The following is a 20,543-nucleotide window of genomic DNA, read 5'->3' on the forward strand; positions in this document are numbered from 1 at the left end:
TCACACTGAATTATAAAAATAATTCCCAGCAGAAGCGAGTTGTTACCATAATGGCTCCCTAAAGAGAGATGCCATTACCCCCCCCCTCTTTTGAAGAATCTGCTTTCTGCGCTACCCCACCCCGGGGGCACCCCCAGATTTCAGGGTTTGCCTCAGGTTCACCTATGCATGATATTTTGCATTAATAACGGTATCCGATAAATTGACCGAGTGACATTTTTACGGTCGGGCTTTGGGATATCCGTCATATCAATTGGACCATAGAACCTTGGAGACGTGATATGGATTTACAGCGGGCAATTGAAATCGCGGTTGAGGCACACAAAGGTCAATTTGATAAAGCGGGCGCACCTTATATCCTGCATCCTTTGCGTGTTATGCAATCTTTGGACACTGAGAACGAGCGCATAGTAGGCGTTTTGCATGATGTCGTTGAGGATGGGCCGGGCTGGACATTCGAACGACTGGAGGCGGAAGGTTTCTCTCCTGAAGTCATTGCTGCACTAGAGCTGGTGACAAAAAGAGCGGAAGACGAGGGAGGCGACGATGAGACATACCTCCGTTTTGTGCGTCGCGCCCTGACTAACCCTATCGCGCGCCGCGTGAAGGCAGCGGATATCCGTGACAATCTTGATTTGAAGCGGCTCGGTGAGATCACCGATAGAGATGTAAAACGTTTAAAGCGTTATCGCAGGGCACTAGCGGAGCTTGAGGTCTTACAGCTGGTTTAGCGCGCATCGTTTCGTGTTTGGTTGCGCCTGCCGCGACGACTTTAGCAAAGGGAGCATTACGAATACGAGATGTATAGTCTTTCGTAGTCATGTGTACGGCTTGGCCAACCAGCCCTCTGAAGCATGTTTATACTCACGTGTTTTTTCGACAGGGATGAGAACTTTATGCGTAAACGGCCTCAACAAACAGTATAACCTTTGTAGTTGACTCGAATCTCCCGTCCGGCCCACGATTTTCTATGGAGAGATTGTGAGGTTGAGATGAAGATGAACAAGTATTTCGTTGGATTTTTAATCGTTGTGGCTACAGCGATCGCCTTAACAACATTTTACATTATTGAAGCGCGTTCCTCTCAACCAACCGCGGATAATCCATCTGACGTTTCAGCTGTAATATCAGCCGAAACCAGTGTGTCAGCGGAGCAAAGTGATGATGCCTCAGAAAATGTGCCGCAGCAGATTGTTGAGAATGCTGGTGCCACCAACTGGATGCTACTGATCCAAGCCTTGAGCATCGTTTTGTCCATCATCCTTGCGGGCATTTCATTTTTTCTATTCCGCTCCAGAATAAGCTTGGATACGACTGGTGCCCTTGTCCCAGAGCGATGGGGCCAAACCATTGTCGACCTCGCTTCAGTCATCGAGAAACAACAAGAAGCCCTCTTGGACAGCTCTAGCGCTTCGGCTCATGCGGCTCAGCGCGCGGAGGGAGCGTTGCAGCAGATTGGTGAACAAACAACGTCATTGAAAGAAATGCTGCTCAGTTTTCAAGACGCGCTTAACGCGAAGGATGCGGCTATTGCTGAGCTTGAGAAGGGGCGCGATTTTCAGGTTAACAAAAAGCTTTTGGGAGAGTTGGTAGACCTTCACTCTAAAGCGCTGAACTATTGCGCATCGGAGCCAGATAATAAGCTTTTGAACAGCTTCGCGGTGCTTTTGGAGCAGGTTTTGGAGGACAACGAAATCGAAATAGGATGGCCTGAGATCGGGACGCAGTTTCAGGATCACCCTGAGTTATTGGAAGCGATAGGTCATGTCCAGCAAGCAGAAGACGCTTTTAAAACAGGCGATATAGCGGATGTTTTGAGCCCCTACTACAGACATCAGGGCCTTAAGTTCGCAACTGTTATTCGCAAGGCAAAAATTAAATATTACTTAGGTTCGGAGGGTTGAAATGAGTAGTGTTGTTGGCATTGATCTTGGCACGACTTACTCGGCCGTCGCTACTGTCGACACTACTGGGCGGCCTGTCATCATCTCGAATGACGGTAAAAACATTACTCCGTCCTGTGTCATGAAAGAAAATGACCAATTGGTCGTTGGATACATTCCTGAGGCAAGATACGGGAACCCGGGATTTCAAGTGGGTGCACGTTTCAAGCGGCAAATGGGTAGCGAAGCCACCACTCGATTGGGGAGCACAGATTTTACTCCGACGGACTTGAGCGCGGCAGTCCTATCGGAGATGAAACGTGTTGCTTTGGCGGAGATTGGCAACATCACCGAGGCGGTAGTCACCATTCCAGCAAACTTCCAGCAGGAGGCTCGCGATGCAACTATGCTTGCTGCCAAGAAGGCGGGTTTGCCTGTCAAATATATAATCAACGAGCCCACTGCTGCAGCACTCTATTACGCGCATATCAATGGCGCCAATCTCAATGGCAACTATGCAGTGTATGACCTTGGCGGCGGCACTTTCGACGTTTCAATAATACGTGCAGTGGGAAATGACATTGAAGTGATTGCCAGTGAGGGAGTAGCAAAACTCGGAGGCGACGATTTTGATAAAGCGTTACGGGCGCTTGTAATTGAAAAGGCCAATGTTCAATTAAGTCTAAACCTTGATGCTGAAAACAACAATTTACCAGAGCTTGCTCTATCAGAGATGGCAAAACGGAAAATTACTTTGTCCACGCGCGGCAGTGCAAAGTTTTTGGTTGAAGGTGAGATTGTTGAGGTTACGAGAGCGGAATTCGAAGAGGCTATTCGGGCGCTGGTAAACCAAGCAGAGTTACTGTGTGAAACAGTAATGGATGATGCGGGCATAAAGCCGACTGATATTCAAGAAGTGTTTCTTGCTGGGGGCAGTACACGTATCCCGCTTGTGAAAGAGTCGGTGAAAAAAGTGTTTTGCAAGGAGCCAACTGCAACTGCAGATGTTGATGAAGTTGTCGCTCTTGGTGCAGCTCTTTATGCCGCACTCAAATCCGACCCGACCAGCTTAAGTGCAGCCCAAGCTGCGACCATAAGCAAAATGAAAGTGTCCGAGATATCAACGTATTATTTTGGCACCATAAGTATAAACTATAATAAAGCTCGACAGGTCGACGAAAAGCAAAATTCGATAATAATCAGCAAAGGTGAAAAACTGCCTTGCTCAATAACCAAGCAGTTTGAAACCATCGCGGATGGCCAAACATCCATACACTGCCAAGTAACCAAGTCTGGCTCCCCGGAGAGCGATCCGAGATTTGTTACTGTAATTTGGGAGGGTGACTTACAGCTCCCTCCAGATCGTCCAAGGGGGCAAAAAATCGATATTACATATGAGTTCGATGAAAATGGCATGATGAAATGCAGCTTCTTGGATGTCGCAAGCGGTGAGCAAACAAAAGTTGATTTGGATAGCCTTGGTGGAGAACCTGCATCGAGTGCTATTGATAAGTTCTTGGTGGATTAAATGGAAATTTTAGGGGCCATTATCGTCATAGTTCTGTTCAATCTGTTGTTGCGCGGGTTCTTTACGGGCGCGCGTGTTGCAGCGGCCGGAGCGAAGGCTGCAGTTACCGGTAAAGAGTTCGATCTGAACGCGGCTCTTGGCCGTATCCCTCCCTTCGATGCTCGAATAATGTCAAAAAACACCGAAACTGATGGCTCGGGTTTGGAGTATTATGCCATCGAAGTTATGGGCCTCATACCGACAGCCGTAGCACGAGAGCTGACTGTTGCAGTTTCTTTGTTTGATGTCACCGATGGTAAAGATAAGCCGGCAATGGTCTTGAGTTTGGTGGATAGAGCTCGGGAACCGCATTCTCCGGTGTTCTTTCAAAGAGCAGACCTCGGTCTAATTCAGCCAAACCAAGGCTTTACAAAATGGGTTGAAGTCGGACGAATTTTCCCATTGTTCGTTCAGCCTCCCAAATCAGGAAGAAGGACTATTGAAACCTTGGTCAGGGTGATCCCGACTGCTGAGGTTCACGACATCAAATATGGTTTCCAAAGCGGTAAGTATGACAAGCCTCTCTGGGGAAAAGCTATCGATAAAGAGTTCAATTTTATTGCTTCTGGATATGAGGAAGCGTTCGAAAACAGAAAAGAGAGTATGGCTCTGGGTGTCAAACTCGCAATGTCTGTTGCAATGTCCGATGGCACTATAGCGGATGATGAAGGGCATGCCATTAAGCACTGGATGGAATTCAAGGCCATGAGCGTGTCAGAGAAGTCGCAGCCTGAGCTTAAGGAAAAATTAAATGCTGCGATGAAAGAGGCGCACGCTGAATTGACGAGCGGCAAGTTCTCCAACTCCCAGATAATCTCAAAAATAAACGCTATTACTGAGATGCCTGAGAAATACGAAATAATGGAACTTTGCTATGATGTCATGGCTGCTGATGGAGTCGCTGACCCAGAAGAGCTGAAGATTTTGCATCGAATTGGTGAAGCACTTGAGCTTGATACAAAAGAGCTCGAGCGCATAAGGGATACGCGAATGGTGTCCCTAACGAGTGCACTTGAGAACGATGCAAGCAGTGAATCACTTTTGGGTATGGATCCAAGTTGGGATGACCAAAAAAAGCAAAACTACTTAAAAGCAGAATTCAAGAAGTGGAATGCTCGCTTGAATAACGTATCGAATGACGCAGACCGTGAGCATGCCCAAAAAATGCTCGACTTAATTGGTGAGGAACGAAAGAAATATGGCTAATGAACGCACTCTTTTAGAGGCGCGAAATAGGGCAAATATTGTTCGGTATACGGGCGATAAGCACGACAGCCATATCGATTATCAGCCGGAGCGACTCGCAGATATTGTAGCTGAGTTCTCGCGCTCTGCGCTTGAGATAAATGCTGATGTTACACCCGATCTTGATAAATGCGTTGCAATCGCTTGCTTCAGGCTCGGCGTGCCGAGAGAAGCTGTAAACGTCTTCGTCTATAGCTCCCATGAAATACAAGCAGCTTGTTATTACACCTCTACTGAGCAGTGTCTGATACGCCTGTCATCGTCACTCGTGAACTTGCTTTCTCCGGAGGAGATTTGCTTTGTGGTTGGTCATGAGCTGGGCCATTTCCTACTCCAACATTCGCCAGTGGCTACATCATCGAATTCATTCGAATATTTTGTCTTCCAGAGGGCTAAAGAGATTTCTGCGGATCGAATAGGCTATTTTGCAACAATTGATAGAAGTAGCTCACTGAAGGCTTTCATGAAAACAGCAAGTGGACTTCTCGACCATCATCTTGGTGATCTATCTGACCGCTATATCGAACAACTGAAAAATTTAAAAAATTCTAAGTTGAGAGAAAATCCGTTCAGCACCCATCCACCAATGTTGCTACGGGCACATATATTGGACAAATTCATCAGTCACGTTGGAGATTTAGATTTTCAATACATCGAAAACTCGCAAGTCATTGAAGCCAACAATGAGACAGATGCTATCGTCTCGCAATTCCTTGATCAGGATTATAATGAAAAGCTAGCTGAGCTTGATGAGAATTTTAGAATTTGGAGCGCAGCAAAAATTGTTTGTTCCGATGGACGCTTCGACCGCTGCGAGCAAGAGAAGTTCAAGGAGTTGTTTGGAGAAGAGACCCTGAAAAAGCTGATTGCGTTCATTGGAGGTCTTGGCAACGATGATGTGATGGAAAGTATCAGTAAGAAAATCAGATTAGCAGAAGATGCACTGCTGAATTTCTCTCCCGAACGCTCCAACCATTTAAAATCAGAAGCTCTGGCAGATTTGGCAAAGGCGTTTCAATGAATGCGTAATGCTTCATTTTCATCCTTTTTAACTGCGGGTGTAGCCAAGGAAGCAGCTCAAGGTCAGCCACGCATGATATTTGGCGCAGACGCATACAAGCTGCAGATGTTTCAGAACGGTCTGTTTGTATTTTTAATCTGATGGGTAGTGTATTTTCCAAATTCGTTTCGTGTCTTTTCGTGGTGGTAGGCATGTGCCTAACAACCGGCTCTTTGGCGGATGAAAGTTTCGATCCGATAGCAGAATTTGATGAGTGGGCACTATTTCAAGGTGAGGGTGCCTGCTGGGTGACGTCGAATCCAATATTCATCAGCAAGCAGGAGGAAGCAGTAGAGAACTACTATATGTTCGTGTCGTTCTTTTTCGGTTCCGCAGAACCGGAAATTTCCTACTACCTGAACGGCTCAGGCGAGGATGACCTTGTTGCATATGCTGGTGAAGAGGTCTCCGATCTCTTCTTTCACGAGGGCACGTATTACCCCCACTCAGAAGATGACATCACGTTCCTAATGGGCATGCTGAAGTCTGATCGAGTATCCATCCACCAAGTCGGATCAGATGTGCCAGAAGTGAAGTTCTCACTGGATGGCTTTAGAGAGGCATATAACGAGGCTGCACGCGTTTGTGAGTTCAATTCGTTCGATACAGACAACAAGGTATAATCACCCAGTAATGACCGTCTTAACGAGCTCCCCGCGCACGATTGACAGGAATGCCGGTAAAGAGAACCGATAGGCTAGCTTGTCGGCCTCCTGTGATGGCATGTCCCCGATAATGAAGGCATTGCCGTGAAAGTGGCAGCTGTCGCTGCGCAAGATCATCGCGATATCAAAGTTCAATCGTTGCTCTCTGCAATAGTTAGCAAATGCTAGCTCTCGTCCCTTGGCCTCCTGATCGATGAAGAAGAAGGCAGCTGCCGCACTCGTGCTCAGGTAATCGAGTTGTTTCGCGGCACCCTCAGACCACGTTCCGGGGATAATGCTATCTGCCGATCCATCCACTGAAACAGAGAGCCGTAGGCCCGCGTAATCGTCCAGAATGTTACTCATGCCCTCATCAGAGCCCAGTGCCGTTCTGACGGCACCTGCGCGGGTTCTCAGAGCCAGTTGCTGTATGATGGGGTGTAGTTTGTTCACGATGCTCTCCTTTTCCGGAGAGCTGATGCCACTTGCGACCTATAATTGCCTCTTGGCCATATCCCCCAGTGGGAACCACCTTGCCGGTCGGGCAGGTTGGTGTAAGCAACAGCTCAGCTCTTGATGCATCACACTCAATGCCATTCACATCAGGAACAAGCAACGGATTTCGCAGGGCGATTAAAAGCGCATTTGCACTTTGGATATTCCGCTAGCTCTTTTCGAGGCATCACTGTCTGTAAAGTGATGTTTGGATATCAACGAACGCCTTTTTGATCGTCGAAACGTCACCCAGCTTTCGTTTCGCATCCGCTATTGAGCCGTAGCGAGCTGTGAGGAAATGGTTCAGCTTTTGGGTGGCAAGCTCTGTCTCACCACGCTCCTGATACGCTCTCAAGACGCCAATCAGGAACTCACGCATGTCCTCTTGGATGTCCTGCGGCATACTCTCTTTGGTTGCCTCAGCCCGGTCTGTGCGTGTCTTTGGCGGTGTTGTGAAGCGGATGTAAGCAAGCACATCAAACAGGTCGCTCTCGGGAGCATCCACGAGGCGGCGCATGTCCGACAATTTCTCAGCATCATAACCGCGCTGTTCGAGCAAAGAGAGGAATTGTTCTCGGCTGTCTGGGTTGCTCCATTTTTTGCGCAGCTCGTCTTCCTGAGAGATCATTCCTGACAGGTCGCCAAACAAGCGCTCAAGGAACTCCTGAGCGGTCATCGGTTTCCCATCTGGGCCCCAGTAGGTGGTGGCAGAGATGTATCGTATGGATCGTTCTTTGCCGTCAGCCAGCTTTATTATCAGCTTGGATTTTGCGACCTCACCGCCGTCTTCTCCACCCCCATCAATTGGGGCCTCGATATCTGGTTCGTCTGGTTGTGTAGGTGGTTTGGATGGTGGATCACCCACTGGTGCTACCGGCTCTCCATCCCACTCTGGGTCATTGAATTTCTCATGAGCTTTGACAAAGTCGTAGATCGTGAAGAAGTCTTTGCCGTCATACGTGCGCGTGCCTCGCCCAATGATTTGCTTGAATTCAATCATTGAACCGATGGGTCTCATAAGGACGATATTGCGCACATTCCGTGCATCAACGCCGGTTGAAAGCTTTTGCGACGTAGTGAGTATTGTCGGAATCGCTTTTTCGTTGTCTTGGAAATCCCTGAGGTGTTGTTCCCCACGTTCTCCATCGTCAGCTGTGACGCGGTGGCAGTAGTCCGGGTTAGGATCAATTTTTGTCTGATTGATGTAGTCCCGCACCCTTCGCGCGTGGTCTTGATTGGCACAAAATACCAATGTCTTTTGCTTCTGATCAATTTGGCTCATGAACTCAGCTACTCTGCTGCGTTCGCGTTCTTCGATAATAAGGCGCGTGTTGAAATCGGACTCCGTATATTTGTCCTTTACAACCTCACCCTCAACGACCTCATCTGTTCCATCCCAAACATATTCATCGATGGTGCTTGCCATTTGGCGCACCTTGAACGGGGTTAGGAAGCCATCCTCAATACCATCCCGGAGACTGTAGGTGTAAACAGGATCGCCAAAGTAGGCGTAAGTGTCTGCGTTATGCTTACGGCGAGGGGTTGCTGTTAGGCCAAGCTGCACTGCGGGCGCAAAGTATTCCATAACAGCGCGCCAATTGCTTTCGTCGTTGGCTCCACCTCTGTGGCACTCATCGATGATGATGAAATCGAAGAAATCAGTTGGATATTCTTCGTAGCTTGGCTTTTCGTCTCCGGTCATGAATGTCTGGAAGATTGTCAGGAAGATGCTCGCGTTTTTGGGCACGCTGCCCTTCTTGCGAATGGCATCTGGTTTAATGCGCGCAACCGCATCTGATGGGAAGGCAGAGAATGAATTGAAGGCCTGATCCGCCAAAATATTCCGGTCAGCAAGGAACAGGATGCGTGGGCGCCGTGTCGGCTCTCCCGATAGGTTCCAACGCGAGTGGAATAGCTTCCAAGCGATCTGGAAGGCGATAGAGGTTTTCCCTGTGCCAGTGGCCAAGGTCAACAGAACCCGCTTCTCGCCTTTGCTAACGGCCTCCAGAGCCGCAGTAATTGCATTGTGCTGATAGTAACGCAGCTCCCATTTTCCGCCTGCGATTTCAAAGGGCACTTCTCCAAAGCGTTCACGCCAAGTGTTGGCATCACCAAAGCAACGATCCCAAAGCTGATCAGGGGTTGGGAAGGGCTCAACATCACCCTCATTACCTGTCGCCATATCAACTTCATACCAGCCAACGCCGTTGGTCGCGTAAGCCAGCCGAGTATTTAGGCGTTTGGCATATTCCTTGGCTTGAGCAAGCCCCTCAGTGGGCTCAAGTCCCGCTCTCTTCGCCTCGATGACAGCCAGTTTCTGATCGCGGTATATGAGGACGTAATCAGAGTTGAGCCGATCTCCCCGCTTTCCACCGGGCATAATGCGTCCCGGACAGATGACCTCACGGCGAATTTTAGCGCCCGGAGTCGTAGTCCAGCCCGCTGCTGCAAGGGCAGGGTCTATACGCTCGGCACGTGTATCGGCTTCGGTTTCGTCCTGAATGCTCATATGCTTCGATTATTACGTTGTGTTAATTCGCCCGTGAAGGCTTTTTGCAAAAGGGATTGGCGAAGTTCATCAAGGTCACCAATTGTTCGAACATATTGCCTTTCCAAGCGCTGCACACTCTCGGAAAGACGATCCAGTTCTGCAGCAATATTACGTTGCGACTGGATTGAAACGGGGAACACAATCTCACATTTTTTCAAATGACTGAAATGACGCGCATACCCCTTACCCTCCAGATTAATTGTTTTTAAGGCATAATAGTAATACTTGGGATCGAGTCGCTCTATGGGCGCCATTATTTGCGTGCCGTCTGCTCCAACCACAAAATCGAAGTCGACGTATTTCAGAATTCGAGTGTGATCACCAAACACTACAACGGGTCGTTTCACATGGACTACATCACTTTCGTTGTTCCAGTAGCCATTAATTAGCCCTGTTTCTTGGGAAACGATGGGGAATGTGCCCTCCGCTAAGTATGCCTTGCGTTGAATTTTCGATGGAACTTTCGTTCGTGTCATTGTTTCGGCAACTGCTAGTTTTTGCCAATCGGAGTTTCCTGACTGGAGGGCTCTGATCAGAGTGCTGGAAAACAACTCACTTGCACTCTGAAGGTTGGCTTCGGCATAAGAGCGGGCGCGGGCCAGACCCTCGAAGGCTTCGTCCAGAACCGCAACAATCCGCTGTTGTTCTTCGAACGGCGGGAGGGGAATTGAAAGGCCCTCAATACCAGCTTTGTTTATTGAGTCAAAAACCGCCCCAGAACTTCCCCTGATTGTTGGCTGTAGCCATAATAAAGCATACCAGAGAAAATCGCGAATTAGTCCTTCTTTAGCCCGGATTGCTGCCAAGCCGCGACCAATACAGATACGTTGAGTAGCCATATTGATAGGCCCAACCGGGGCACGGACAGACATAAGAATATCTCCGGGCAAGCCCTCTTTAGTGACCACAGAAGTCCATGTGGTGGGTGGGCCAATGAGACGATCACGAAACTCTTTCTTTCCTTGGTAGAATGGCAATCCAACGCCTTGGTCGTTGTATGCTGACCCACTTGGCGATTGCCCTGCAACCACAGTGCAGACATCACCAATCTGTGCTGCCTTCCATCCCACCTTCACAGCATCCCCCGAATATCTTCAAGGATTTGCGCCGTCTCGGCATCCCGCTTCAGCATTTCGGTGATGATCTCTTCAGGGCTGCGCAAGGCCTCAGCCTCAGGCGCGTTGGGGTTCTTGACCGACAGGTCATATGTGCTTTCATCCAGATCGGCGCGGCTCACTATCCAGCTTTTTGGCCCATTTGGGCGAGTGCCCTGAAGTTCGACGAACTCAGCCAGATCATCATCATTGAGCGGATTGGTTTTACCAAGGCTCCGACCGGGGTCGAGTTGATAATACCAAATATCCCGAGTGGGCGCGCCTTTCTTAAAGAACAGCACAACGGTCTTTACGCCGGCGCCCTGAAAGGTGCCCTGAGGGCAGTCGAGAATTGTATGCAGCTCAGTTGTTTCAAGAAGCTCCTTCCGCAGGGCTATGGACGCGGCATCAGTGTTGCTGAGGAAGGTATTTTTAATAACGATTGCAGCACGGCCTCCGGCCCGCAGCCGACGAATGAAATGCTGCATAAAAAGATATGCCATCTCACCCGATTTTATCGGAAAGTTTTGCTGCACTTCGGGGCGCTCACCGCTACCAAAAGGCGGGTTTGCAAGGATGATGTCGTGGCGATCCTTTTCTTGAATATCCATGACATTCTGATTGAGAGTATTGCCCCTGACGATATTAGGCGCCTCTATCCCGTGCAGCACCATATTCATGATGCCAATCACGTATGCGAGGGACTTCTTTTCCTGACCATAAAGTGTGTGGCGCTGCAGTGTCTCATAATCGCTGGCTGATAGGTCGCCGCTGCGCATGTAGTCGTATGCTTCGCACAGGAAGCCTGCCGAGCCCACAGCACCGTCATAGATCGTTTCACCAATTTTGGGTCGATCACTTTAATCATCGCGCGAATTAATGGACGCGGGGTGTAATATTCACCTCCGTTGCGCCCTGCATTACCCATCCGCCTAATACGTGTTTCGTATAGTGATGAAAGCTCGTGCTTATCCGCCTGTGTCTTGAACTCCATGCCATTCACGACTTCCAAGACATCGCGGAGGATGTAACCGGATCGAAACTTTGATCTGAGCTCAGTAAACACCTCACCGATCTTGTATTCGATTGTGTCTGGATCAGTCGCGCGATCACGGAATGATGCCAAATGCGGGAATAGCTCCTGATCCACGAAGCGAACCAGATCATCGCCGCTGAGCGCCGTGTTATAATCTATGCCACCGTTACTCTCGGGTGCGGCCCAGCGATCCCAGCTGTAACGCCCATCGATGATGGGGGCATACTGTTTACCCTCCAGCTCCGCTCGATCGCGCCTTTCGCTCTCAAGGTCATGCAAATACTTGAGGAACAGAACCCAAGAGGTCTGCTCTACGTAGTCTAATTCGTTTGCAATGCCTTCCTCAGCGCGCAGGGTCTTTTCAATCGAATTGAAGGCATTCTCATACATGCGTCGTTCCTCTCAGCAGTCATGATGATCTAAAACCAATCGCTTGGCTTCTGGAAGACTAAATGCCTCCTCAAGAGAGGATTTAATGCGAATAGCACATGCAAATTGCCGTCCGATTAAGTATGTTGGTGATAACTAATTCAGGATGTTATGCATGACACCCAAGCAAGAACTCTTCGCTTTGAGCGTGGCAGGAGGCGCTGATCAGACGGCAGCTTTCTGTGAGGCCTACAATGCCGAAGGCATGAAGCCATCTACGATCTGGTCAGAGGCATCTCGCTTACGCCGGCACCCCAAGGTTGCCGCACGGATTGATCAGCTCAAGGCTGAAGCAGAGATCAGTGCCGCAGAGAAGAGAGAGGGTGTCCGAGAGTTCGTGCTTCATGAGCTCACAGAGATGGCCTGTGAAGCATCCACCCCCTCTGCGCGCCTGAAGGCGCTTGAGCTGCTGGGTAAGTCTGTGGGGCTATTCAGTGACCGTGTGGAGGTCTCCGCGCCTGAACGGTCGATCGAGGAGCTGGAAGCTGCGATCATTTCTCGCTTGAGGTGAGACTTCGGACAATCAGATGTTGCCTTATGAGTTGAGCGTTGCAAGTCTGGGTGCAATTCATCCGTGGGAGTTCGTCCAATGCTTGTCAGAATATTTTTCATTGCCGCTTTAGCAGCGTTAACCGTGCCATCGCCGTCAGGAGCAGAAACGCTATCGGAACTGCTGCGCACGGGGAAGTTGGAAATATTGAGCATGAGCGGCAATGGGAGTTCTTCTGGAGCTGCATTGGAAGGGCAAGTATTCAATCCGACATCAGCGCCATTGTCAGTAGATGTTCACTTATTGGAGCCAATTTACTTCCGCAATCTTGGTCAGGCTCAGAATATGATAGAAACGAGAGTTTACGAGGCTGATGGTGGCTACTTTGTGCTCGGCGACAGAGCGTTCATAGAGGTGCCTGCGGGTGAAGTAATTGAGGTTTTGTTCGTTGCATATTGCGCTGATTTTGAACTGGACAATCCGGGCCGTGACAGCAGGTTTGTGATGGAAGCAATGCCGCCTGAATTACTCGATACAGCTCGAAAGGTGGCGGCTTATGAAGCAAGCCGGCCTGACGAAGATGCTATGGTTGCGTTGCAGTTAGCCGTTTGGCTGGCTCAAGGTGTGTCCCCAGCACGCATCGAGAGGCAATTCACGTTCAGCCCCGCCGACTTATCATTAGCCCGATTGATTTTGCGTTAAGTGAACCACACGTGGATAATCAGCGATTTCAGCAAAAACATGCATCTACAACAGCTCTTGGACAACCGCATTCGCACCCTAGAAAACGAGCTCGCGCTTGCTCGCTGTGGCGCGACAACAGAGAAAACAAATACAATCATTCGAGAAGTTTGCATTGATATTTGGAATATATTTGTTGCCAAAAAAGTTGGCTATCATGCCCCAAGCAAGCCAGACCACGCCTATATGTCCGAGGCCTTTTTCATGCTCTGGGAACAGTCGGGCCGACAATCGAAACTGATGACTAAAATTGGTGTTCTTGAGCATGAGACACCCATGGTGGTTCTCCGAGACAGAATGTTGAGCACGACGGATGCTCATGATTTGTGTAATCTGTTACTGCGGGATTTGAGGCTCGTATGGGTGACTAAACAGGAGGATGTGAAATTGTCACGAGCTGGTTTGGCCTTATCGCTTCCGGCTGATGGTTCCAGTCGATACACCGCTGTGGGCATCCAAATTCTTCCGGACTTGGTGCAATATAAAAACTTATAATGCGACTTGGATAAATCAGCCTTACACCCATTCGGGCTGACACCCCCTACGTCACCTCTTGGCGCCGCTTTATTCGCGCCAGCGCTCCCAACCAAGAATAACTCTCAGCCACATTCTTGAGTTATACTCATCCTGTTCCAGTAACAGGTCAGTCATCTTGGCTAGGTCTTCATCTGAACAAGCATTGACGTTGGTGCAGACGCTGTATTCCTCAGCCATACTGGAAAGGATTATGGTGCCATCATCATATAGCTTGGAGATAAAAAACAAGCATGCTGCGCAGCTCAATATGAGAGTAAGGACGGTTTTCATTGTTTCGTTCTTACTTTTCTATAGGCGGCTATTGCTAACACTAATGGCCACACCCCAGCCCAAATTAATGTGCTCAGCAATATGCCCACAAGATGCGGTCTTCGATCCTGATAAGTGTAAAAAAATGCCATATATAAAAAGAAAACGGGCCAAGCGCAGAAAAGGGCTATTCCCATGTAAAGTTGTTCAGCGTCCATCTTTATTCCATCAAATACGGCTTGGTGAGCATTTAAGCGTAAGAGCAGATTTTACTACGATCCATTAAAAAAACTATTTTGATACCAAAATTTGTTCAGCGCCCATGATGCGATTGACCAAGGCTATTGAGCGATTGATGAACAAATCATCGCAGAGCAATTGAGTGAGCAGATTCCTGATACTATGCCACAATCGAATAGTGTGTGACTGTCGCCCCGAAAGGGCGACACGATTCATTTGCAAGAATAGCGTTTTAACAATGGTTTCAAAATTATTACATCACGCGGGTCTACATCGCCACCGGCACGTAAGCCTTGCAGTTTTTTGTAAAAACTGATCAGCGTTTGCATGTCATCTTCAGCGCGCATGTCGCGCGCTTTGGAATATGCTGTCAGCAGATTTTCAAGCAGACGATCAATCTGTCCGCTCGTCATATTGTAATACATTTTAGCGCTCCTGATCTTGGGTGGAAGTTTGTCAGGAGCCCGTCTCAGCCGAACTCCAGACACACTTAGCCTGTTACGGCTAAGGCGCGTGATCTCCGGAGCCAAGCCGCCGATCACCCGTCTCACTTGGCATCACCCGGATCGGGTAGGGGGCGGTTGCGCGGTCTCCCCTTTACGTGCCGCTCTACAACGCGGAACCATCATCAAGCTAAGTGAACAACCCGATGACTATCTGTGGGTTCTGCCCCCACTCGTGAAGCGTTTGACGCAGTCAACGTCGAGGTCGCTACTTCCTCAGCCGAGATCAACACCACTCCATACGCAGATGCGTAATCTTGGCTCCCTTATACGGCCATTTGTAGAACATTTTCAGAGTAAGCAGGCATTCAAATGGAGTCAATATATGTTTTTTAATTATATACATTTTAGAATCCATTCTAATTTGAGCTGGTAGCACAAGAGCAGCCTTTTTAATTCAAGGTTGATGCGCCACGGAAGATTGTTTCTTGCTCTCCTGAGAAGGCGCGCTCAACAATTTTTTAAGACTTTCGGCCGGTATTACCGTCCGCCCACCCACGCGCACCGCATCGAGCCTTCCAGCTTTGATATGGCCATAAAGGGTGGTTTTGCCCAAGCTACTGACTTCGCAAGCTTCTTTCATGCTATAGGCCAGTCGATCGATAAAACGTTCGTTCATATGCAACCTCTTTCGATTTTGAACGAGGTTGGCTTAGCCGAGCTTCTATGAGGCTAGCCGGGCTAGCGTGAATCTTTTTCCCGTAGCCGTTTTTTTGCATTGCTAACGCGCCCGGCCAGTGCGCGCTCGTTTACAGCAGCGCGATCAGTTTTATGTATGTATTGATCGCGATCATACTCGATCTCACCGGTGCATAGGAGATATTGTCCGACCTGTTTCGCGGACACTTTTGGATTGTCTTCAACGATCTCGTTTATCAGACGCGTGATGCTGTCCTGCCGCGAGGGTCGTTCGTTGCTCGCGCGCTTACTTTGAGCGGCACTTTTGCGTTGAATTGCATCTGCTAAATACTCATAGGCATCTCTCGGGCTTACCTGCCATCGGCGCAAAAAGACCTCAGTCAGCGAAAAATCTCCGTTAAGCCGGTCAGGCGCGGCAATCGCCGCGAGAGTTCGCTTGTCCACTGCACCTGCTTCAGGGCTGCCATCTGTCACTTTGTGCCGTGCCCGCTCCATGCATAGGATAAGGTTTTGGAGACTGGCGAGCAGCTCCTCTGGTGTTTCGTCATCTCTGCCTTGTGTCTCCCACTCGCGTGCAAGACGTGCCGCAATATCCTTGAAGTCTTCCAAGAACTTTTCCCTCAGCTTTTTCTTTTCAACGGCAAGACAGTGGTTTGTTCTTTGTCATCACTTTCGCAGTGCCGAGCCCATGCATTCATGAGCTGCTTTCGTTTTTCAAAAAGGTCTCCGCGCCGATATGCAGCCTCAGTTGCGCTGGCGATCGAGTGAGCCAGTGCCATTTCGCACACTTCGTGCGGATAAGAAGTCGTTTCTGATGCCCAGTCTCTGAAGCTACTTCTGAAGCCATGGACAGTGGCTGCTACCTTCATTCGGCGCATTTGCATTGTCATAGCCATACCTGAGAGCTTATTGCCTCCGCGGCCCGGGAACAGATACGTGTCACTAATTTTTTTCGTTTCCTGCAGAATTTGCAATGCCCGCTTTGACAGTGGCACGCGATGCTCTTTACCGGCTTTCATGCGGCCTGCGGGGATTGTCCAAGTTTCAGTCTTGAAGTTCACCTCATCCCATGTGGCCCCAAGCACTTCACCTGTGCGGCAAACAGTGAGAATAGTGAATTCAAGCGCCAGTGCCGCGATAGATTGCTGCTTTCGGAGTTTTTGCACGAAAGATGGAACTTCATCATGCGGTAATGCCGAGTGATGCCCGCGAGAGAGTTTCTGGCGAGCTGCAAGGGTATGTTCAAGGTGCCCTCGCCACCGGGCGGGGTTCTCACCACTGCGATACCCTTGAACCTTTGCTGAATCCAATATCACCTCAATACGGCCTCTTACTCTGCTTGCCGTTTCTGGCTTGGCCTGCCAGATCGGTGTGAGCACTTCGAGCACTTGCTTGGTCTCAACATCTTGCACTGGCATCATCCCAAGTTTGGGATACACGTAAGTCCTGAGTGTGTTACGCCACTGTTGTCGGTGCTTTGGGTTGCGCCACTGATTACTTTTTGCCGCAACGTAAGCTTCTGCAACCTCTTGGAATGTCACACGGCTGACAGCATCCGCATGCTGCTCTTTGGCAGATTGCTGTGTAGCTTGCTGACGCTCGGTGAGAGGGTCTATGCCGAGTTGCACTTTGTGCCGATATATCGCGGCTACATCACGCGCTTGCGATAGGGTGAGTTCATGAGCCCCAGTCTTCTGCAGCAGAGCGATTGCCTCAGGGCATTTGGATATCCCTACATCACGGGATTTGCCGTTCAGCATGTAGCGAAAGACCCAAGAGCGGGTCCCGCTTTCTTTTACCAGAAGTTGCAGACCTGCGCCGTCTGTGTGTCGTCCGGGCTTGGCATTCTTCACTTGCTGGACAGTCAGAGCGTTGATCAGTTTCTTGGGCATGCTGGGTGCTCATCCACATCGTTACCAAAAACGTTACCATAAAAATACCATGGTTGTGCGCGAACGCAAGCGATCATATTGGAACACTTTTATTAGAAGGAACTCTAATTTATTGAATAAAATCGTGATTTTTTGATCGTATCTGATTGGGGGTGATCAATAGTGAGGCGGACACCTCCTCCGCCATCAGGCTCCAAGCCGCGGCTCTTGGGCCACCGCGCCGTTCTGGTTGCTGGCCTGGCCCTTAAATGATCAAATTATTGGTAAGGAACGTCAGGTCATCTTCGGCAATCACTTGGCCGATGATCACCACCAGATCACTCTGCGCATATGTGCCACCGCCTGCATCACGGTCGATTGATATGGTGGTGTTTCCTGCGCTTGATGTGAAGGTCAGATAATCCCCGATATTGCTGGCATTTTGGTTGCCATCAAGCAGCCCCGAGATGTCAAGGCGATCATCCGCGCCAAAGCCTGTGATCGTATCAAGACCATTGCCGCCCCTATTGTCATCCACGACAACTTGGAAAGAGACAACATCAGCGCCACCATCGCTGAGATTGATTGCATCATTTCCAGCACCGCCCTGAACTGTGTCATCCCCCAGACCACCGATGAGGCTATCATTGCCATCGCCGCCATCAAGCGTGTCATTGCCCAAGCCGCCATCAATCGTGTCGCGGTCAATATTGCCAAACAGGCTGTCATTGCCTGCACCGCCCACAAGGCTGTCATTGCCCGCACCGCCGTCAACGATATCGTTGCCCTCTGCGCCCGTGACAGTGTCATTGCCGATGCCCAAGATAATGCGCTCAATCTCGGTGAAGCTGGCTGTGGGTGTCCCTGCCCGCGCACTGGTGATGTTACCCGCTTCGCTGCCTGTCATGGTGATCGTGACATTCGCCGCAGCTGCATCAAGATCAAGCGTGTCCCCATTGACCTCGTCCGCTTCGCCGCCCGAAATCGTGTTATCGGTGCCAAAGTTGATACTGAGCACAAAACGATCATCGCCCGCGCCGCCCAGCAATTGATCGGTGCCGTCCCCTGCGTTCAAAACATCATTGCCTGCCCCGCCAGATAGGGTGTCATTGCCCGCCCCACCCGTTAGGGCATCGTTGCCTTGCCCCCCGTCTAGGCTGTCATTGTCATCACCCCCTTGCAGGTTATCATTGCCCACCCCGCCAAGCAGCGTGTCATTCCCCGCAGCGCCGCTGATAAAATCATCGCCCGCACCGCCATCAATATTTTCAGAACCCGTATTGCCGTTTGCCGTGTCGTTGCCGCCCCCAAGGAGAATGCGTTCTACCTCGGAAAAGGCCAATGTATCCCCGCCCGCAGCAGCCGAACCTGTTTCAGACCCACCAAAGCTGAGTGTGATTGCGCCTGTCACTGCCGACATATCAAGCGTGTCACCGCTCGTCTCGACCGCCTCACCGCCCAAAATACTGTCATTGCCAAAGCCATCTGTGACAACAAAGAGGTCATCCCCATCGCCGCCCGACACACTGTCATTGCCGATATCTGCAATGATTGTGTCATTATCCGCGCCGCCCGCAATCGTATCATTGCCAGCACCACCGATAATGCGGTCATTGCCCGCCTCGCCATCAATGAGGTCGTCCCCTAGGCCACCATCAACCGTGTCGCGGCCGCCGCCTGAGGTGATTTGGTCATTCCCCTCGCCTCCATCAATTGTATCATTCCCGATGGACGAGACGAGCGTATCATTTCCCACACCACCTGAGATCGTGTTCTGCCCACCGCCTGCATTGATCGTGTCATCTCCCGCACCGCCATCAATCAGATCATCATCTGAGGCGGCCGTGATTGTGTCATTGCCATCGCCCCCATTGACCGTATTATCTCCCAATGCGGCATTGATAAGGTCATCCCCCTCACCCCCCTCAAGACTGTCGGCACCATTGGCAACGATGATCGTATCATTGCCTGTGCCGCCTGAGATACTGTTGTCGCCAAGCGCGCCTTCGATTGAATCATCGCCCGCACCGCCATCTATCGTGTCATCCCCCACTGAGGTGGTGATGGTATCGTTGCCCGCACCGCCAAATATAACGACACTGTCCGTTGGCCCGCTTAGGATGCTGTCATTGCCAGCACCACCATCAAGGGTATCGCGTCCATCCGTCCCAATAATAGTGTCATTTCCGTCACCACCGCGAATGCTGTCAGCGCCGTCCGTGCCACGGATACTGTCATTGCCTGCGCCCGTATCAATCGTGACGGGGTCGGAGAATATATTGATCGTCACGGTATCATTGCCAGAGCCTGTGAAAAACGTCTCAATATCGGAAAAGCTCAGCGTATCCGTGCCGTCTGTCAGGCTGCCTGCGGTCGTGCTCGTGAAGCTGACGGTGATGTCACTGGTGACACCACTGGCATCAAGCGTATCGCCCGCGGTCTCGCCCCCAGAACCACCAAATATGCTATCTGCACCAAAGCCCGTGCTGATGGTGAAAACATCGTCACCATCGCCACCCACTAGACTGTCATTACCCGCTTCCCCCGCAAGCGTGTCATTGCCAGCCTCGCCATCCAAAGTGTCATTCCCTGCGCCACCGCGCAGCAGGTCATTATCGTCATCGCCCAAGATACTGTCATCGCCGCTGCCGCCCTCAATGGTGTCATTCCCCCCATCCCCAGAGAGCGTGTCATCGCCCGATGTGCCGAAAATCGTTTGATTGGGGTTAAAAGGCGCCTCTTTGGTTTCGCCTTTTCGGTCGTCAATGATATTTCCCAAAGCACCCGCCGCTATGATCCCTGAGAGGGCCGATATGGCATTGAGGCTGCCACCGACTGCGCCCTCACCGGTAAAGGCCAATGTCTGTGATGCAAGGATGCTCTGAAGCGCAGAAAACCGTGGTGTCTCAGCCAAAATCGCGGCCGCAAGATCCGCCCGCCCTCCGAAACTCAACAGCGCCGGATCATCCATAAGGCCCATGGGGGGCGCGTTTTGCGGCAGGGCTGTTGCGCCACTCACCCCCTCCAACACAAGGACGGCATCCCCCAAAAAGTAATCAGTTAAGATCACTTGCGTGCCATCGGCATAGATCAGGATGAGACTGTCACCATCGCGCAGCGCGACATAGGCCTGCTCAATCACACCGCCTTGCGCATTGACCAAAGTGAATTGGTCAAGCCCAAAGTAATCTTCCCGCAACAGGCCGATGCTTTGGCCCTGCAACACGGCAATCCGTGCGATTGATGCATCCAACATAGCTGCCCTCCCA

General features: G+C 50.3%; 19 protein-coding genes, 1 pseudogene and 1 riboswitch. Of the genes and pseudogenes, 10 read left to right on the plus strand and 10 right to left on the minus strand.

What is annotated here, in order from left to right; all coding sequences use genetic code 11:
- Nucleotides 1–281: 281 nt before the first annotated feature.
- From RYZ18_RS07245 to RYZ18_RS07275, 7 genes are all read left to right on the plus strand, one after another.
- Nucleotides 282–731, plus strand: a complete 450-nt coding sequence (locus RYZ18_RS07245; protein WP_317655863.1) for a phosphohydrolase — start codon at nt 282–284, stop codon at nt 729–731.
- A 261-nt stretch (nt 732–992) separates the two neighbouring features.
- Nucleotides 993–1,904, plus strand: coding sequence for a hypothetical protein (locus tag RYZ18_RS07250; protein ID WP_317655865.1), 912 nt, complete (start codon nt 993–995; stop codon nt 1,902–1,904).
- Between the two features lies 1 nt (nt 1,905).
- Nucleotides 1,906–3,411, plus strand: coding sequence for an Hsp70 family protein (locus tag RYZ18_RS07255; RefSeq protein ID WP_317655866.1), 1,506 nt, complete (start codon nt 1,906–1,908; stop codon nt 3,409–3,411).
- Nucleotides 3,412–4,656 (plus strand): TerB family tellurite resistance protein, encoded by a 1,245-nt coding sequence (locus RYZ18_RS07260; RefSeq protein WP_317655867.1) that lies wholly within the window; start codon nt 3,412–3,414, stop codon nt 4,654–4,656.
- The gene (locus RYZ18_RS07265; protein WP_317655868.1) at nt 4,649–5,716 is read left to right on the plus strand and encodes a M48 family metalloprotease; all 1,068 of its coding nucleotides are present in this window, start codon (nt 4,649–4,651) and stop codon (nt 5,714–5,716) included. The genes RYZ18_RS07260 and RYZ18_RS07265 overlap by 8 nt, the downstream gene beginning before the upstream one ends.
- Nucleotides 5,717–5,857: a hypothetical protein gene (locus RYZ18_RS07270; protein ID WP_317655869.1), complete on the plus strand. Its 141-nt coding sequence runs from the start codon at nt 5,717–5,719 to the stop codon at nt 5,855–5,857.
- A 50-nt stretch (nt 5,858–5,907) separates the two neighbouring features.
- Complete coding sequence (locus tag RYZ18_RS07275) at nt 5,908–6,378, plus strand: hypothetical protein (protein WP_317655870.1); 471 nt, start codon at nt 5,908–5,910, stop codon at nt 6,376–6,378.
- Here the strand turns inward: RYZ18_RS07275 and RYZ18_RS07280 are convergent, their stop codons facing one another.
- From RYZ18_RS07280 to RYZ18_RS14215, 4 genes and pseudogenes are all read right to left on the minus strand, one after another.
- Nucleotides 6,379–6,852: a hypothetical protein gene (locus tag RYZ18_RS07280; RefSeq protein ID WP_317655871.1), complete on the minus strand. Its 474-nt coding sequence runs from the start codon at nt 6,850–6,852 to the stop codon at nt 6,379–6,381.
- Nucleotides 6,853–6,883: 31 nt separating this feature from the next.
- Nucleotides 6,884–6,984, minus strand: a riboswitch (SAM-I-IV-variant riboswitch).
- Nucleotides 6,985–7,081: 97 nt separating this feature from the next.
- Nucleotides 7,082–9,403 (minus strand): EcoAI/FtnUII family type I restriction enzme subunit R, encoded by a 2,322-nt coding sequence (gene hsdR, locus RYZ18_RS07285; RefSeq protein ID WP_317655873.1) that lies wholly within the window; start codon nt 9,401–9,403, stop codon nt 7,082–7,084.
- A complete protein-coding gene (locus tag RYZ18_RS07290; RefSeq protein WP_317655875.1) occupies nt 9,400–10,521 on the minus strand; it encodes a restriction endonuclease subunit S in 1,122 nt (373 codons plus the stop codon). The genes hsdR and RYZ18_RS07290 overlap by 4 nt, the downstream gene beginning before the upstream one ends.
- A pseudogene (locus RYZ18_RS14215) lies at nt 10,518–11,965 on the minus strand (N-6 DNA methylase). The gene RYZ18_RS07290 and the pseudogene RYZ18_RS14215 overlap by 4 nt, the downstream one beginning before the upstream one ends.
- 154 nt (nt 11,966–12,119) lie before the next feature.
- Between RYZ18_RS14215 and RYZ18_RS07305 the strand changes: the two are divergent.
- The 3 genes from RYZ18_RS07305 (at nt 12,120) to RYZ18_RS07315 (ending at nt 13,730) form a co-directional block, all read left to right on the plus strand.
- Nucleotides 12,120–12,515, plus strand: a complete 396-nt coding sequence (locus tag RYZ18_RS07305; RefSeq protein ID WP_317655879.1) for a hypothetical protein — start codon at nt 12,120–12,122, stop codon at nt 12,513–12,515.
- A gap of 78 nt (nt 12,516–12,593) precedes the next feature.
- Nucleotides 12,594–13,196 carry a hypothetical protein gene (locus RYZ18_RS07310; RefSeq protein ID WP_317655881.1) on the plus strand — a complete coding sequence of 201 codons (603 nt, stop codon included), beginning with the start codon at nt 12,594–12,596 and terminating at the stop codon, nt 13,194–13,196.
- A complete protein-coding gene (locus tag RYZ18_RS07315; protein WP_317655883.1) occupies nt 13,197–13,730 on the plus strand; it encodes a hypothetical protein in 534 nt (177 codons plus the stop codon).
- Nucleotides 13,731–13,799: 69 nt separating this feature from the next.
- Here the strand turns inward: RYZ18_RS07315 and RYZ18_RS07320 are convergent, their stop codons facing one another.
- The 6 genes from RYZ18_RS07320 to RYZ18_RS07345 form a co-directional block, all read right to left on the minus strand.
- Nucleotides 13,800–14,042, minus strand: a complete 243-nt coding sequence (locus RYZ18_RS07320; RefSeq protein ID WP_317655885.1) for a hypothetical protein — start codon at nt 14,040–14,042, stop codon at nt 13,800–13,802.
- A gap of 431 nt (nt 14,043–14,473) precedes the next feature.
- On the minus strand, nt 14,474–14,686 hold the full coding sequence (locus RYZ18_RS07325; protein WP_317655886.1) for a hypothetical protein: 213 nt from the start codon (nt 14,684–14,686) through the stop codon (nt 14,474–14,476).
- A 475-nt stretch (nt 14,687–15,161) separates the two neighbouring features.
- Complete coding sequence (locus tag RYZ18_RS07330) at nt 15,162–15,383, minus strand: helix-turn-helix domain-containing protein (protein ID WP_317655887.1); 222 nt, start codon at nt 15,381–15,383, stop codon at nt 15,162–15,164.
- A gap of 62 nt (nt 15,384–15,445) precedes the next feature.
- Nucleotides 15,446–16,012, minus strand: coding sequence for a hypothetical protein (locus tag RYZ18_RS07335; protein WP_317655888.1), 567 nt, complete (start codon nt 16,010–16,012; stop codon nt 15,446–15,448).
- Between the two features lie 11 nt (nt 16,013–16,023).
- A complete protein-coding gene (locus RYZ18_RS07340; RefSeq protein ID WP_317655890.1) occupies nt 16,024–17,295 on the minus strand; it encodes a tyrosine-type recombinase/integrase in 1,272 nt (423 codons plus the stop codon).
- A 244-nt stretch (nt 17,296–17,539) separates the two neighbouring features.
- Complete coding sequence (locus RYZ18_RS07345; RefSeq protein ID WP_317655892.1) at nt 17,540–20,530, minus strand: calcium-binding protein; 2,991 nt, start codon at nt 20,528–20,530, stop codon at nt 17,540–17,542.
- Nucleotides 20,531–20,543: the final 13 nt, after the last annotated feature.

Origin of the sequence: Roseovarius sp. 10, assembly GCF_033100315.1 — a bacterium.
Classification (GTDB): domain Bacteria; phylum Pseudomonadota; class Alphaproteobacteria; order Rhodobacterales; family Rhodobacteraceae; genus M30B80.

Bases quoted from the DNA above. Each gene is read 5' to 3' on its own strand.
- RYZ18_RS07245 (WP_317655863.1), top strand. From the start codon at position 282: ATGGATTTACAGCGGGCAATTGAAATCGCGGTTGAGGCACACAAAGGT.
- RYZ18_RS07250 (WP_317655865.1), top strand. From the start codon at position 993: ATGAAGATGAACAAGTATTTCGTTGGATTTTTAATCGTTGTGGCTACA.
- RYZ18_RS07255 (WP_317655866.1), top strand. From the start codon at position 1,906: ATGAGTAGTGTTGTTGGCATTGATCTTGGCACGACTTACTCGGCCGTC.
- RYZ18_RS07260 (WP_317655867.1), top strand. From the start codon at position 3,412: ATGGAAATTTTAGGGGCCATTATCGTCATAGTTCTGTTCAATCTGTTG.
- RYZ18_RS07265 (WP_317655868.1), top strand. From the start codon at position 4,649: ATGGCTAATGAACGCACTCTTTTAGAGGCGCGAAATAGGGCAAATATT.
- RYZ18_RS07270 (WP_317655869.1), top strand. From the start codon at position 5,717: ATGCGTAATGCTTCATTTTCATCCTTTTTAACTGCGGGTGTAGCCAAG.
- RYZ18_RS07275 (WP_317655870.1), top strand. From the start codon at position 5,908: ATGTGCCTAACAACCGGCTCTTTGGCGGATGAAAGTTTCGATCCGATA.
- hsdR (WP_317655873.1), bottom strand. From the start codon at position 9,403: ATGAGCATTCAGGACGAAACCGAAGCCGATACACGTGCCGAGCGTATA.
- RYZ18_RS07305 (WP_317655879.1), top strand. From the start codon at position 12,120: ATGACACCCAAGCAAGAACTCTTCGCTTTGAGCGTGGCAGGAGGCGCT.
- RYZ18_RS07310 (WP_317655881.1), top strand. From the start codon at position 12,594: ATGCTTGTCAGAATATTTTTCATTGCCGCTTTAGCAGCGTTAACCGTG.
- RYZ18_RS07320 (WP_317655885.1), bottom strand. From the start codon at position 14,042: ATGAAAACCGTCCTTACTCTCATATTGAGCTGCGCAGCATGCTTGTTT.
- RYZ18_RS07325 (WP_317655886.1), bottom strand. From the start codon at position 14,686: ATGTATTACAATATGACGAGCGGACAGATTGATCGTCTGCTTGAAAAT.
- RYZ18_RS07330 (WP_317655887.1), bottom strand. From the start codon at position 15,383: ATGAACGAACGTTTTATCGATCGACTGGCCTATAGCATGAAAGAAGCT.
- RYZ18_RS07340 (WP_317655890.1), bottom strand. From the start codon at position 17,295: ATGCCCAAGAAACTGATCAACGCTCTGACTGTCCAGCAAGTGAAGAAT.
- RYZ18_RS07345 (WP_317655892.1), bottom strand. From the start codon at position 20,530: ATGTTGGATGCATCAATCGCACGGATTGCCGTGTTGCAGGGCCAAAGC.